The organism is Sorangium sp. So ce1504 (assembly GCF_051521635.1).
Classification (GTDB): Bacteria; Myxococcota_A; Polyangia; order Polyangiales; family Polyangiaceae; genus Sorangium; species Sorangium cellulosum_B.
Window position 1 is genome coordinate 8488208 of record NZ_CP150365.1, and the last position, 13927, is coordinate 8502134.

At 73.5% G+C, this 13927-nt stretch carries 11 protein-coding genes; 4 read left to right on the forward strand and 7 right to left on the reverse strand.

From position 1 onward, the window contains the following. Positions 1–53: 53 nt before the first annotated feature. Positions 54–1244 carry a hypothetical protein gene (locus tag WMF39_RS31900; RefSeq protein WP_437740252.1) on the reverse strand — a complete coding sequence of 397 codons (1191 nt, stop codon included), beginning with the start codon at positions 1242–1244 and terminating at the stop codon, positions 54–56. Positions 1245–1317: 73 nt separating this feature from the next. Here WMF39_RS31900 and WMF39_RS31905 point away from each other — a divergent pair, with 73 nt between their 5' ends. After that, positions 1318–1623, forward strand: a complete 306-nt coding sequence (locus WMF39_RS31905) for a PilZ domain-containing protein (protein WP_437740253.1) — start codon at positions 1318–1320, stop codon at positions 1621–1623. 170 nt (positions 1624–1793) lie between these two features. Here WMF39_RS31905 and WMF39_RS31910 read toward each other — a convergent pair whose 3' ends face one another. The 3 genes from WMF39_RS31910 to WMF39_RS31920 all read right to left on the reverse strand — a co-directional run bounded on the left by WMF39_RS31910 (position 1794) and on the right by WMF39_RS31920 (position 4730). Then, positions 1794–3074 carry a FecR domain-containing protein gene (locus WMF39_RS31910; RefSeq protein WP_437740254.1) on the reverse strand — a complete coding sequence of 427 codons (1281 nt, stop codon included), beginning with the start codon at positions 3072–3074 and terminating at the stop codon, positions 1794–1796. Beyond that, complete coding sequence (locus tag WMF39_RS31915; RefSeq protein ID WP_437740255.1) at positions 3071–4045, reverse strand: RNA polymerase sigma factor; 975 nt, start codon at positions 4043–4045, stop codon at positions 3071–3073. Before WMF39_RS31915 ends, WMF39_RS31910 begins: the two co-directional genes overlap by 4 nt. 304 nt (positions 4046–4349) lie before the next feature. Beyond that, complete coding sequence (locus WMF39_RS31920; RefSeq protein ID WP_437740256.1) at positions 4350–4730, reverse strand: hypothetical protein; 381 nt, start codon at positions 4728–4730, stop codon at positions 4350–4352. 115 nt (positions 4731–4845) lie between these two features. Between WMF39_RS31920 and WMF39_RS31925 the strand changes: the two genes are divergently transcribed. Continuing rightward, positions 4846–5679, forward strand: coding sequence for a purine-nucleoside phosphorylase (locus WMF39_RS31925; RefSeq protein ID WP_437740257.1), 834 nt, complete (start codon positions 4846–4848; stop codon positions 5677–5679). After that, positions 5676–6140 (forward strand): cytidine deaminase, encoded by a 465-nt coding sequence (cdd, locus tag WMF39_RS31930; protein ID WP_437740258.1) that lies wholly within the window; start codon positions 5676–5678, stop codon positions 6138–6140. Before WMF39_RS31925 ends, cdd begins: the two co-directional genes overlap by 4 nt. Positions 6141–6174: 34 nt before the next feature. On the opposite strand, the gene WMF39_RS31935 is transcribed toward cdd, so the two are convergent. Together WMF39_RS31935 and WMF39_RS31940 are read right to left on the reverse strand one after the other, a co-directional pair. Next, positions 6175–9441, reverse strand: coding sequence for a response regulator (locus WMF39_RS31935; RefSeq protein ID WP_437740259.1), 3267 nt, complete (start codon positions 9439–9441; stop codon positions 6175–6177). A gap of 230 nt (positions 9442–9671) precedes the next feature. Further along, entirely contained in the window at positions 9672–10796 is a 1125-nt protein-coding gene (locus tag WMF39_RS31940; RefSeq protein WP_437740260.1) for a 6-phosphofructokinase, read from the reverse strand. A 315-nt stretch (positions 10797–11111) separates the two neighbouring features. Here WMF39_RS31940 and WMF39_RS31945 point away from each other — a divergent pair, with 315 nt between their 5' ends. Continuing rightward, positions 11112–12341, forward strand: coding sequence for a lysylphosphatidylglycerol synthase transmembrane domain-containing protein (locus tag WMF39_RS31945; protein WP_437740261.1), 1230 nt, complete (start codon positions 11112–11114; stop codon positions 12339–12341). A 79-nt stretch (positions 12342–12420) separates the two neighbouring features. Here WMF39_RS31945 and WMF39_RS31950 read toward each other — a convergent pair whose 3' ends face one another. After that, positions 12421–13905: a Do family serine endopeptidase gene (locus tag WMF39_RS31950; protein WP_437740262.1), complete on the reverse strand. Its 1485-nt coding sequence runs from the start codon at positions 13903–13905 to the stop codon at positions 12421–12423. Between the last annotated feature and the right edge of the window lie 22 nt (positions 13906–13927).

Sequence of the window (13927 nt, forward strand, 5' to 3'; positions counted from 1 at the left end):
CGCCCCGGGGGATGCGGGCGCGACCGATCGGCGCGGCCGACGGGAGACCGTTCCTAGAATTGCTCCTCGCGCGCGCGCTCGAGCGCGGCGCGCAGGTAGTTTTGCGCTCGAAGCGTGTACGCCCCGTCGGGGTGCTGGTCCAGGTGGCTGCGGAACGCCTCCGCCGATTGCATGAAGCTCCCCAGCCGATAGAGCGTGACACCGCGGGCGAGGTGCCTGGGATAGGAGGGGTCGAGCGCGGCGAGCTCGTCAATCTTCTTCAGGCGATACTGCTCCTCGGCGCGCCGCGCCTCCGCTGCGCGGAGCGCCGCCGCGGGTGCGCGCGGCCCCGACCCACCCGCCTGCGCAAGGCGCGCCGCCGTCTCCTCGTCGGGAGGAGCCGGGAGGGTCTGCGCGCTCCTCGCGGCGACGAGCGGGTGCGCGAGCAAGAACTTGAACAGCGCGCGCTCCTCGTCGAGCGCCGGGGCGAACGGATCTCGCTGGACGCCGACGATGGCGCTCCAGCGCTTCTTGAAGAGCACACCGAGCGCGACGCCATCCATGGCGACGCGGCGGGCCCCCTCCCCGCCGCCGCGCGGCGCCGCGTCCCCCTGCCCCAGCCAGGCGTTTCGGCGGAGCAGCCCGAGGAAATCGCCGCCGAGCTCGCGGAGCTCGTCGGACTCCTCGCCGGTCGCCTCGAAGCGGCGCACCTCGCGGACGAACGCTCTCAGCTGGTAGGCGCGCAGCCGGAGCACCGCCTCGTCCCCCTGGGCGAGCGCGCGGCCCATGGCGTCGATCACGCGCGCGCGCGCGGCGAGGAGCTCGGCCTCGGTGTGATCCGCGTCGGCGTCCACGAGCCCGAACGCGCGGACGGCGGAGCCGAGCTCGCGCACCTCGGCGTCGAGCCCGAGCTCCTCGGCCTCGCGGGCGCGCGTGATGTCCGCGTCTCGCACGCGCGCGAGGGCTCGCGCGTCGGCGAGCGGCAGCGGCAGCTCGGCCGGCTCGACCGACCGCGGCACAGCGAGGATCGCCGCGGACCCCGCGATGAACACGGCCACGAGCCCCGGCTCCCAGCCCTCGAGGTGCCGCTTCCAGCCGCGGCGCGCCCCCGCGTCGGCCCTCGTGGACGACGCGACCGCGACCGCGGGGGTGCTGCTGCCGCTGTTGTTCGATCGGCTCGAGCGACTCGAGCGGCTCGAGCGGCTCGAAGAAGAACTCGAGCGCGGCTCCCGGCGCTTGACAGCGACGCTCTCGGCTCGCGACATTGATCGTCTCCTCTGCGCTCCAGAATACCCCACGCGGCGCGCCTCAGCGCCGCGCAGCTAGCCAGCGAGGAACGTGCGAGATCACCGGAAGCACCCGCGCAAGCAAATCGAGATCTCGATCGCGTTCCGGATCGGTGACGGCCCGCGCGTCGACGCGATATGCCGCGACCTCAGCCTCGGCGGGATGTTCATCGAGACGAGCTCGCCGGCTCCCTTCGGCGCGACCGTCGAGGTGCTGCTGTCCCTGCAAGGACTGAAGCAGGTCGCCGTGATCCCGTCGGTGGTGCGATGGACCACCCCTGAGGGGATGGGGGTACAGTTCAGCATGATGGGCGCGCGAGAAACCTACGCGCTCACGCAGCTCCTCGGCTCCCTCTAGAGCGGCGGTCACCCGCACAGGAAGAGCGGCGGTCACCCGCACAGGAAGAGCGGCGGTCACCCGCACAGGAGACGGGCCCAGATCGGCGTTTTCGGCGCGCAAGCGCACTCCGGTGCGCTGAGCACCGAAAACGTCGAGATGGGCCCGTATCCGAAGCGGGTGACCGCCGCTCAGTCGTCGATGGTCAGGGGGATGTCGAGCTGCCTCGAGCCTCCCGCGAAGCGCCCTCGGTAGAGGCCCTCGGCGCAAGCCTGCAGCGCCGGCCGGAGCGGCGGGTTGAAGCGCAGGGCGGCGACGCTGCCGTCGGGGCGCACGGAGACGTGCAGCGTCGAGACGATCGATCGGCGGACCGAGGACCTGCCGCCCGCGCTCTCGCGCGCGAAGCAGCTCGACAGCAGCGACTGCACGGAGGCCGGCGTGAGCGCCGGCGGGCCAGACGCCTCCTGCGCCTCCCGGAGCGGCGGCGCGGCGGCGGGCGGGGGCTCGGTCGTCAGCGGCGACAGCAGCGCAGTCGGCTCGGCGACCGCAGGGGCGGCGGGCTCCTCCGCGCGAGCCACGACCGCCGGGGCCAGAGCGGCTCCGCCCGGCAGACGCGCGCCGACGGACGGCTGGGGCGGAGCGGGTGCAGGCGCCGGCTCCGGCTCCGGCGACGCGACCGCGGCGGCGCCTTCCTGCGGCGCGGGGCGCTCGAGGAGGCGCGCCTCGCGGCCGCCGTCGAGCGAGAAGGTGCCGCGCGACGGGCCGACGAGGAGGTGCGCGGTGGTCGCGCCGCGGTACGCCGCAGGGCCGACCGCGACGGTGCCGTGCTCCACGTCGACCTCCACGCGGCCCTCCAGGCGGGTCACGGTGAAGAGCGTGCCGTGCACCGCGACGCGGGTGCCGTCCACCTCGACGGCGAACGCCTCGACGAGCCCCTCCTCGGGCGCGCGCGTGACGACGTCGGCGCGCACCGAGCCTCGCTCGAGCGAGATCACGTGGCCGACCCCTGCCGCGCCCACGGCGCGCACGACGGCGCGGCTGTCCGGCAGGAGCGTCCAGCGCACCGAGCCGACATCGACGAAAGAGACCGCGTGGTCCGCGGTCTCGACGGAGTCGCCGGGCCGGAGGGCGCGGAAGTCCAGGTCGCCGGACGCCCGGTCGCCGCCGGCTGCCACGGGGACCTCGGCGAGATCGCGGGCGCGCGGCGGCGTCGACGTCGCCGTGACGGGCGGGGCGGAGCGCCCGGCCGCGAGGACCGCGAACGCGATGGCCGCCGCCGCCGCCGCGAACCCGAGCGCGCGCCCGAGCGGCGAGCGCTGCTGCGGCGCGGCGCGGTGGACCGGAGCGGCCCGCTCGATCCGCGCGAACAGCTCGCGCTCGATGGTCTCCCAGCGCGGCTCGGGCGGCTGCTCGGCGCGGAGCAACCGCTCCATGTGCTCGCGTGCCCGGTCGTAGTGCTTTGCGCCGCTCATGCGTCCTCCGCGTCGACAGCCGATGGATCCGCCGCGGGGTATCCCACGGCGGCGCCCCCCACGGAAACGCGCGTGCGCGCCGCTGCCGGCCCGGCGCCATCCGCCTTGTCCGCGCCGCCCTCGGCCAGCTCGGCGGCGAGCTGGGCGAGCGCGGGCTCGGCGCGCATCATCGCCTCGATCTCGCGGCGCGCATAGAACAGGCGCGTCCGCACCGTCAGGACCGGCGCGCCGACGATCTCCGCGATCTCGTTCGGCGGGATCCCCTCGAGCTCGTGCAGGACGTAGACGACCCGCTTCTTCTCGGGGAGGCGCTCCAGCACCCGCCGAAAGGCGTCGATCCTGCGAGCGCGAGCGGCGTCCTCGTCCGGGAGCATGCCGCGGTCCACCTCGATATCGGCGCCGAGCTCGCCCACGAACACCGGCCGGCAGCGCGCAGCGCGCCGCGCCATCAGCACGGCATTGACCGTCACCCGGTGGAGCCACGTCGTGAACTTCGATTGCCCGCGGAAGTCACCCAGGCTCCGGTGCACCTGGATGAACACCTCCTGGATGACGTCCTCGACGTCGGCGGTCGGCCCGAGCATCCTGAAGACGAGGCGCGCGACGTCGCGGCGGTAGCGGCGGAAGATCTCCGCGAACGCCGTCGGGTCACCGCTCTGGAAGCGGCGGATCCACTCGCCCACGTCGTCGGGCTCGGTCACCTGCGGAAGCCTACCCGCCCCCTCGGCGCTCATGGAGCTCGACGGAGAGACGAGGAGCGCCGGACGACGAGAGCGGTCACCGCCCGCGAACGCGACGTCGAGCGGCGCGTGGGCGTCTCTGGCAGCGCACTCGGGCAGGTCGTCGCCACGGCCGTCCGGCGCAGCCGCGTCAGCAGGGAAGAACGACCGCGAGAGGTGCGCCCACAGCGCCCCCGTCTCGACCGCCACGGTATGCACGGAGAGCTCTGGTGCGCCGAGCCGCCGGATCATTCATGGCGCCGCACGGCTGCTCCACAAGGGCAGCGGTTACGCCGAACGCAGAAAAGTTGTTCCTTGAGCCACATTGGCGCGACCTTCCGGCGCATGATCTTCATCGCCGTATCGCTGACCGTGGCCCTCGTCGCCGCCGACCTGCTCGATCTGGGCTCCCGCCGCCGCGATCGCGTGTAGCGAGCGCCTTCAGCCCCTGACAAAAAGGGGCCCGGCTGGAGCCCGCGCCGGCCTCAGGCCAACGAGCGCTCCAGCCGGGCGAGTCGAGGAGATCGCGGCGCCGTCCGGGTCGTCCCCGTCGGCTTCAGCCCGCGGCCTCGGCCCCCGCTGCGCCGCCCTTCTTGGGCAGCTCGAAGAGCGCCGACAGCTCGACCTTCTCCTGCTTCTTCTGCTCTAGGACCCGGTTGACCGCGCGAAGAACGCGCGTCTTCGCGGGGCCGCTGATCGCCTTGCCCTGCAGCGCGGCGCTCAGCGTGCGGTCGGTCACGGGACGACCGCTGCGCGGCTTCTTGGCGCTGGCCGCCTCCTTCTTCTTGGCGGCGTCCTCGCTGCCACGCGCCAGCCGCTTGGTCAGGCGGATCGCCCGATCCTCCGGCTGCAGCCGCTCGATCTTCACCGACGCCGCGATGATGCGGCGGGGGTCGATCTTCTTTTCCTTCAAGAAATCTTCGATCTTGGTGCCCATCGTCGTCACTTGCCCCGAAAGGGCGGCGACCCTATCACGCGCGGCGCCGCCGTGCATCTGCGACGTTTACGCTGCGACGTTTACCCTTTGCGCCGCCCTGGGGTAGCTTGTCACGGTGACCCTCCTGCCTGAGCTCGACGAAGCCGCGCGCGTCATTCGTGAACGAATTCCAGCGCCTCCGCGCGTTGGTGTGGTGCTCGGATCGGGGCTCGGCGGCTGGGGCGACGAGCTCGCCGAGCTCGTGAAGGTGCCCTACGCGGACATCCCCGGCATGCCCCGGCCGGCCGTCGCCGGGCACCCCGGCTTCCTCTGCGCCGGCCGCGTCGGGGACGTGCAGGTCGCCTGCCTGCAGGGGCGCGCGCACCTCTACGAGGGGCACCCGCTGGCGAAGGTGGTGTTCGGCGTGCGGGTGCTCGCCCGGCTCGGCTGTCGCGCCGTGCTCCTGACCAACGCGGCCGGCGGCATCAACCCGGGGTTCGCCGCCGGCGACCTCATGCTGCTCACCGATCACCTGAACCTGATGGGAGCGAACCCGCTGGTCGGGCCGAACGACGAGGCGCTCGGCAAGCGCTTCCCCGACATGACCTACGCGCACGATCCCAGGCTGATCGAGCTCGCGAAGACTGCGGCGAGCGACACGGGCGTCGCCCTGCGCGAGGGGGTCTACGCCGCGCTGCTCGGACCGACGTACGAGACGCCCGCCGAGATCCGGATGCTGCGCACGCTCGGGGCCGATGCGGTCGGGATGAGCACCGTCCCGGAGATCATCGCGCTCAGGCACATGGGCGTGCCCGCCGCGGCCATCTCGTGCGTCACGAACCTCGCCGCGGGGCTGACCAAGCGCGAGCTCGACCACAAGGAGGTCGAGGAGACCGCCCGGGAGGCGCGCGCCCGATTCACGGCGCTGCTCTCGACGTGGGTCCGCCGCGTCGGGAGCACGGCGTCGTGAGCCGCCCTCCGCGCGACGCCAGCGACGCGCTCACCTCGGCTGAAGCGGCGCAGGCGATCGACTGGGACGCGCTCGACCAGGCCGCCCTCGCCGTCCGGACGCGGGCGCACGCGCCGTACTCCAGCTACCGGGTGGGCGCGGCGATCCTCGTGCGATCCGGCCGCGTGTTCACCGGCTGCAACGTCGAGAACGCCTCGTACGGGCTCACCATCTGCGCAGAGCGCTCCGCCATCGTGCAGATGGTCGCGGCCGGCGAGCGCGATCCGATCGCGCTCACCGTCGCCACCAGCGGGCCCGTGCTCGGCAGCCCGTGCGGGATGTGCCGGCAAACCCTCGCCGAGTTCGCCGTGGATTTCCCGATCCGCCTCATCGCCGCCGAGGCCGACGGCGTGGCGCCGCGGACCACCTCGCTGTCGGCGCTGCTCCCCGAGGCGTTCGGGGCGGCCGCGCTCTCGCGCTGATCGCCCCGAGCGCCCTCCAGGGAGCGCCGAGGGCTCACTCGATCGAGAGCGCCTCGGCTTGATCGATCTGCGACAGCGCCGCGGCGAGCGCCTCCCGCGCGCGCTCGAGCGAGACGCGGTCCTCACCCCACTTCGAGCGTGCCTTCTGCAGGCGGGCGCGCTCGACGGCCAGCTGCTCGGTGAGCTGCTCGCCGTGCGCCCGCAGGGTGTCGCGCTCCTCGGTCCGCTGCGAGAGCTGAGCGCCGAGCTCGCTCCCACGCCGCTCGGCCTCGGCGAGCCGGCCCTGGAGCGCCTCGATGGATTGCGCCCGCTCGGCGAGCTCACCCAGCAAGCGCTCGCGCTCCGCGGCAGCCGCGGAGAGCTCGCCCGCGCGCTGCTCCAGCTGCCGATCGAGCTCCTGCGTCCGGGCCTCGAGGTCCGCGATCTGGCTGCGCGCTTGCCCGAGCTCCGTGGAGAGCCCGCGGGCGACCTCGTCCAGCTCGCGCCGCTGCGCCGCCCAGGCGGCCTCCCGCTCGGCGGTCTCGGCCTGGTGCGCCGCGCGCGCGTCGGCGAGCGCCTGCGCGTGCGCGGCCTCGAGCTGCGCCTGCCGCTCGGCGGCGCGCGCCTCGAGCTCGACCACCCGCTTCGCGTGGGCCTGCTCGGCGTCGCGGACGGCCTGCTCGCGCTCCTCGATGAGCTCGCGCTCCCGCGCCGCGAGCTGCGTTGCGAAGCTCTCGCGCGCGGCCGCGAGCGCCCTCGCGTGCTCCTCCGTCTGTTGCGCGATCGCCCGCGCATGCTCCTCGGCCTGCCCCTCGAGGGCGCGCGCGTGCTCGGTCTGGAGGCGTTGCAGCGCGCCCGCGTGCTCGCGATCCCGCCGTCCGATCTCGTCCGCGTGCTCGCTCCGGAGCCCCTCGACGGCGCTCGCGTGCTCGCCCCGCAGCGACTCCAGCGCGGACGCGTGCTCGCCCCGCAGCGACTCCAGCGCGGACGCGTGCGCGGCCTGCTGCTTCTCGATCGCGGCGGCGTGCTCGTCGCGCGCCCCCTGGAGCGCGGCGGCGTGCTCCGCCTGAGCGCGCTCCAGGGCGGCGGCGTGCTCGCTTCGCACCGTGTCCAGCGCAGCGGCGTGCTCCCGGTCGCGCCGCTCCGCCGCGGCTTCGTGCTCGCGCCGCAGCGCCTCGACGGCGGCCTCGTGCTCGCGCCTCGACGCGTCGAGCGCCCCGGCGTGCTCGGCCCGCAGCCCCTCCATGGCGGCGGCGTGCTCGGATTTCGCCCCCTCCGCCGCCGCCGCATGCTCGGCCCGGAGTCGGTCCAGCGCCGTGGCGTGCTCGCCGGCCAGCTTCTCGATGGCGCCGGCGTGCTCGCCGGTCAGCTTCTCGATGGCGCCGGCGTGCTCGCCGGTCAGCTTCTCGATGGCGGCGCGGTGCTCGGCGGCCTGCTGCTCGCGCCGGGCGGCGTGCTCGGCGTTGAGCCGCTCCACCTCCGCCCGGTGCCCCGCGGCCGCCTGCTCGAAGCGCTCGCGCTCCACCTGCGCGCTCTCCTCGAGCTCGCGCTGCGCCGAGGCCTCGACGGCGGCGATCGCTTGCGTCTTCTCGTCCGCCGCCGCGCGCAGCGCCTCCGTGTGCGCCGCCTCCGCGTCCATCAGCGCCTGCCGGGCCGACGAGAGATCGGCGTCGCGGGCCACGATCTGCCCCTGCAGCTTCTCCGCGCGTGCCTTGAAGTCGTCCGCGCGCTTCGCGGCGAGCTCCTTGTCCGCGCGGAGCGACGCGACCTGTCCGTCGAGGTCCTCGCTCGCGCGCTCGAGCTCCAGGATCCTGTCGACCTGATCGGCCTTCTCTCGCTCGAGCGACAGCGACTGATCCCGGAGCTCCAGCAGCTCCTTGTCCTTGCGCGACATCTGGTCGCGGAGCGCGAGGATCTCTTTGTCCTTCTTGTTGAGCGCCTCGCGCAGATCCAGGAACTCGCGGCTCGACACGCCGCCGGGCCTGGAGCCGGCGCCGGCGCCGGACGCGAGCTTCACCTTGAGCTCGTCCAGCTCGCGCCGCAGGCGGGCCGCCTCCTGGCTGCCGTCGTTCGTCGAGGAGAGCTCTCCCTCGAGGCGGAGCGAGGTCGCGCGCGCAGCCGCGACTTCCTTGGTGAGGCGGACGATCTCTCCCTTGGACCTGTCCAGGTCGCCACGCAGGCGCTCGATCTCGGCCGCGTCGGCGTCGGAGCGAGGCGGCGCGGGCGGCGCAGGGGTCAGCCGCCCGCGCTCGGAGATCGGAGCCCGGTACGCGGCACCGCGCTCGGAGACCGGAGCCCGGTACGCGGCACCGCGCTCGGAGACCGGCGCCCGGTACGCGGCCACCGGCGACGAGCTCACGGGCGGCGGCGCCGAGGCCGGCACGGGCGTCTTCGTGGGCGCCAGCGTCCGAGACGACGGCGCGACCGAGGGCCTGACGTCGGTGCGCTCCTCCTCCTCGTCGCGGATCAGCCGGGTGAACGCGCCGCCGATGAACTCCTCGATGTCCTCGTCCGACTTGCGGGCGTCCGACCGCGCCGCGGCGCCCTGCGGAGGCCTCGGCGGAGCTGACGCCCGGGCACGATCCTGCGCAGCGGCGGCAGGGGGCGCCGACGGCACGGCAGACGGTGTGGCGGCAGACGGCGGCACCGCGGACGTCGGCCTCGGCGCGGGGGGCGGCGGCACCGCGGACGGCGGCCTCGGCGCGGGGGGCGGCGGCACCGCGGACGGCGTGGCGCCAGCGGCAGGCGGCGGCGGCGCCGCGGACGGCGGCCTCGGCACTGGCGGCGGGACCGACGGCGCAACGGCGGGCGGAGGCGCGACGCTCCCGGGCGTGCCGTCCGAGCCCACGGCGGCCGTGATGATCGTGGGATCGCCGGAGTCCTCGTCGATGTCGGCCTCGAGCACCTCGGCCTCATCGATCATGATCGGATCGGCCTCCGCGTCGTCCCCGTCGATCGGGACGTAGTTGCGGATGTGCTCGAGGAGCTCGCCGAACGCGATCGGCTTGTGGATGTAGTCCTCCGCGCGCGTCCTGAGCTTGCGGTGCTGCTCGAACGTCTCTTCGCTCGACTCGCTCGACATGATGACGAGCGGGACGTCCTTGAGCTGCACGTCCTTCTTGAGCTTGTTGCAGACCGAGAAGCCGTTCATGCGCGGCAGCTCGATCGACAGCAGGATGAGGTCGGGGCGCTCGGCCGCTGCCGCCTGCAGGCCGACGTTGCCGTCGTCGACCACCTGAACGGTGCAGCCGAGGCGGCCCAATTCCGTGCGGAGCTCCCCGGCAAACGCCGGATCGCTCTCAAATACGAGGACTTTCGTCATGTTCCGGGGTGTGCGCGGGTTCGGAGGGGAAACCAAGATATCGGCCCCCTTCAACGAGTGTCAAACACGAGGCTGGCAGCGCAGCTCAGATCGCGCGGCCGCCGTCCGCCTGCCAATCCTGCCGACGGGGCGCCGAGCGGAAATCGCCCGGCCCGGGGGCGATACCGCACAATCCTACATAACTCTCGCCGAGGAGCAGGGAGACAGCGGAAGACCCGCGCGCTCGCCGATCAGGGCGCGACGAAGTGGCCGGGCGCCTCGTCTCCAAAGCACAGCCCCATCTCACGGGCGGTGACGACCGTGTCCGAGTCGAGCGGCACCGTCTTCGTCTTGCCGGCGACCTCCTCGAGGGGGACGAGCTCGATCCGGTTCGAGCGCAGCGCCACCATCCCGCTGCCGCAGTCCTCGACGAGGCAGCGCGCCGCGGCCGCGCCGAAGCGGAGGGCGAGCAAGCGATCCGCCGTCGTGGGTCCGCCGCCCCGCTGGAGATGGCCGAGCACCATCGAGCGCGCTTCCTTGCCGGTGCGGGCCGCGAGCTCCTTGGCCACGCGCTCGGCCACGCCCCCGAGCACGGCGGTGCGGCGGAACGCGTCGCCCGCGTCCTTGATGATCAGCTCGCCCCCTTGCGCGTACGCCCCCTCGGCCGCCACGACGATGGAGAAGCGGCGCCCGCGCGACTCCCGCAGGCGGATCTTCTCGGCGATCGCCTCGAATCGGAACGGGATCTCCGGCATCAGGATGGCGTCGGCTCCGCCGGCGATCCCGGCGTTGAGCGCGATCCAGCCCGCGTGCCGCCCCATCACCTCCACGACCATGATCCGCTCGTGCGCCTCGGTCGTGGTGTGGAGCCGGTCGAGCGCCTCGGTCGCAATGGAGACCGCCGTGTCGAAGCCGAACGTGAGGTCCGTGCAGCAGACGTCGTTGTCGATCGTCTTCGGTACGCCGATGACGAGGGGCAGCCCGCGCTGGAGCAGCTGGTGCGCGATCCACATGGATCCGTCTCCGCCCACCGAGATGAGCGCGTCGAACCCCTCCGCGCGAAACCGCCGCACGAGATCCTCGGATCGATCCCGGGGGACGAGCCCGTGCTCGCCAGGCGTCGGGTAATGGAACGGATCGCCGCGGTTCGCGGTGCCCAGGATGGTGCCCCCGAGGTGCGCGATGCCCCGGACCCGCTCGCGATCCAGGCGGATGAGCCCATCCGGATCGTCGTCGAGCAACCCGCGGTACCCTTGCCGGATCCCCCAGACCTCCCAGCCACGCTCGAGCGCGCCGAGCGTGGCCGCGCGGATCACAGCGTTGAGCCCCGGCGCGTCGCCTCCGCCGGTACTGATAGCGATCTTTCGTGCCGCCATGAGGCTCGCAGCATCGCGAGCCGCCCCCGGCGACGCAATAGACATCTCCTCGACCTGGCCTCGAAAGGCACGGATGCGCGTCGCGATTCGACGGAGCGACGGCGGCGAACGCGGCGCGCTGGACGAGCCCGGGGGACGCGGCGAGCGAGGAGCGCCTGCGCGAAGCGGCCTTCGCACCCGGCGCGCGTGCGCCGTGTGGTCGGGGCCGCCACGGGAGGGGTGTCGATCCGGAGGAGCGCAGGCATGACGGTCGCGAGCGCCGGCGACAGGGTATAGGGGCGTGCGCATGCGATCACCCCGGCTGCGTGCCCCTGTATGAACCGCGCCACCCTGATCCGAGGCATCCAGGTCATCGTCACGCTCACGCTCGCGTCGTTCGCTTACGTCCTCTACAGCGAGATCCACGACAAGCAGGCGAGCCTCGCCGCCGCGTTCGCGCACGTGCGCCCGGGCTGGCTGCTCGTCGGCGCCGTGCTGGCGCTGCAAGAGGGCGTGTTCGGAGGCCTCAGGATCTGGACCCTCGGGCGCGTCCTCTGGCCCGAGCTCCGCGTCCGTACCGCGGTGACCTCGGAGTTCGTGCTGATGTTCTGCGCCGGGGTGACCCCCGGACAGGCCGGCGCGGCGCCGTCGCAGGCCGCCGTGCTCGTGCACGGCGGCATGCGGCTCGTCGACGTGGCCACGGCGGAGCTGCTCACCGCCTCGTGCACGATCACCTTCTTCCTCCTGTCTGCCGTGGTCATCTTCGTGCTGCAGCAGGGCGGGATGCTGGTCGTGCAGGCGGGCTCGCAGATCGAGTGGCTGCTCCTCTTCACCGTCGTGATGTTCGGCTCGGCCCTCGTCGCGCTCATCGCCGCGGCGGCGTACCCGCCGCTCCTCAAGGGGATCGTCCGCGCGCTGTCGGTGCCGCTCGGGAAGCTCCTGCGCGCCGCCCTGCTGGGCGCCCGGCGCGTGCCCCGGCTGCGGGCCCGCGCCGAGGCCGCGCTCGCCGCCCCCGGCGCCACGACCGCGCGCCTGCTGCTGGGCGTGGACGAGTTCCACCACGGCTTCCGCATCTACATGCGCCGCGGCAAGCGCGCCTACGCCGCAGCGCTGCTGCTCACGTTCGGCTTCTTCTGCTCGCGGTTCGCCGTCGCCTACTTCATCCTGCTCGGGCTCGGCATTCCGACCTCGCCCTCGACGTTCGTCTCGGTAGGCCCGCCGATCGTGCAGGTCGTCCTGATCCAGACGCTGCTCAACTTCGCGCTCTACATGACCCCCACGCCCGGCGCGAGCGGCGTCGCCGAGCTCGGCTCGAACGCGCTCATGTCGCCCTGGGTCCACGGCGCGTTCGTGGTGCCCTACGTCGTCCTCTGGCGGGTGCTCACCCTGTTCCTCTGCATGTTCGTCGGGGGGGTCTACGTCTTCCGCTACCTCGGCACCGACGTGCTCGAGGAGCGCGTGAAGCAGACGGAGGCGGAGAAGCGCGCGCTCGCGGAGGCGGCGCGCGCCGCGAAGGCGCCGCTGGGTGGAGAGGACACCACCGATCGGCAGCAAGGCGTGGGGTGACGCGGGAATGGGGGGCGCGGTCGGCGCGGCTGGCGCACGGCGGCTCGCGCCAGCCGCGAAAGCCACGCCCGGCGCAGGATCAGCGCGCGGAGATCGGCACGGCCGCGAACTGGACGAGCTTCCCGCGCCGCACCTTGAGGAGGGCGACGGACCCGTCCTTGAGCTTGGCGATGGCCGCCCGGAGGCCGGCGACGTCCTTCACCGGGGCGCCGTTCACCTCGAGGATCACGTCGCCCACCTCGATCTCCTGGACCTTGCTGCCCGAGGCGAGCCCGTCGACCCGCACGCCGCCGCCCGGGGCCTCGGAGACCTGGATGCCGAGCTTCTCGGCGCTCAGCTGGCGCTCGGGCCGCGCGCCCTGGCTCGGCCGCGCGCGGCCCGCCGCGTCGCCCTCCTCGTCCTGGAGCGCGTCCAGCTTGGCCACGACCTGTTGCTGCTTCTGGGCGCGCACCAGCGTCACCGCGATCTCCGAGCCGGGCGCGTTGCGCGCCACGTTGCGCCGCAGCTCCTCGGCGTGGTGGATGGGGACGCCGTTCACGTTCACGATCACGTCGCCCGGCTTGATGCCGGCGCGCGCGGCCGCGCCGCCCGGCTCGACCTCGGCGACGAGCGCGCCCCGAGGCCCGTCGAGCTGGAGCGCCGCGGCGAGATCGCGCGTGACGGGCTGGAACAGGAGGCCGAGCTTGCCGCGCTCGACGAAGCCCTTCTCGCGGAGCTGCGGGAGCACGTCCTTCAGCGCGTCGATCGGGATCGCGAAGCCGATCCCGTTCGCGCCCGCCCGGATCGCGGTGTTGATGCCCACGACCTCGCCCCGCCAGTTGAACAGCGGGCCGCCGCTGTTGCCCGGGTTGATCGACGCGTCGGTCTGGATGAAGTCGTCGTACGGCCCCGCGCCGATCGCGCGCGCCTTCGCGCTGACGATGCCGAGCGTGACCGTGTGGCCGAGCCCGAAGGGGTTGCCGACCGCGAGCACGTGCTCGCCGACCCGCAGCTGCTCGCTCGCCCCGAGCGGCGCCACAGGCAGGCCGCTCGCGCCCTTCAGGCGGAGGAGCGCGAGATCGAGCTTGGGATCGCGGCCGACGACCTCGGCCTCGAACTCCCGCTCGTCGGCGAGCCGCACGCGGACGCCGGACGCGTCGTGGATGACGTGCTCGTTCGTCACGACGTAGCCGCTCGGGTCGATGATGAAGCCGGTCCCGAGCGCCGTCTGCGTCGGCTGCTGGCCCCGCGGGTTGAGCCGTCCGCCGCCTTGCGGACCGAAGAAGAACTGGAAGGGGTCGAGCCCTTCGGGCCCCTGGACCTCATGCGTCGTCGTGATGTTGACGACCATCGGCTTGACCCGATCTGACAGGGCGGCGACATCGAAGGTGGCCGGCACCGGCGCCGTCGCCGGCGGGAGCGTCACGGTCGCGACCGGCGGCGCCGCGGCCTGCGGCGAGGCGGCGGCCTGGGTGGAAGGAGGCGTGGCGTGGGCCTGTTGACCGCAACCGCCGATGGCCAGCGCCGCCGCCGTGAGCAGCGCGAGGGCCGAAGCGCGAGGGCGATAGGAAACCGCTTGAATCATGAAATCTCCGTCGGGCAGTCGA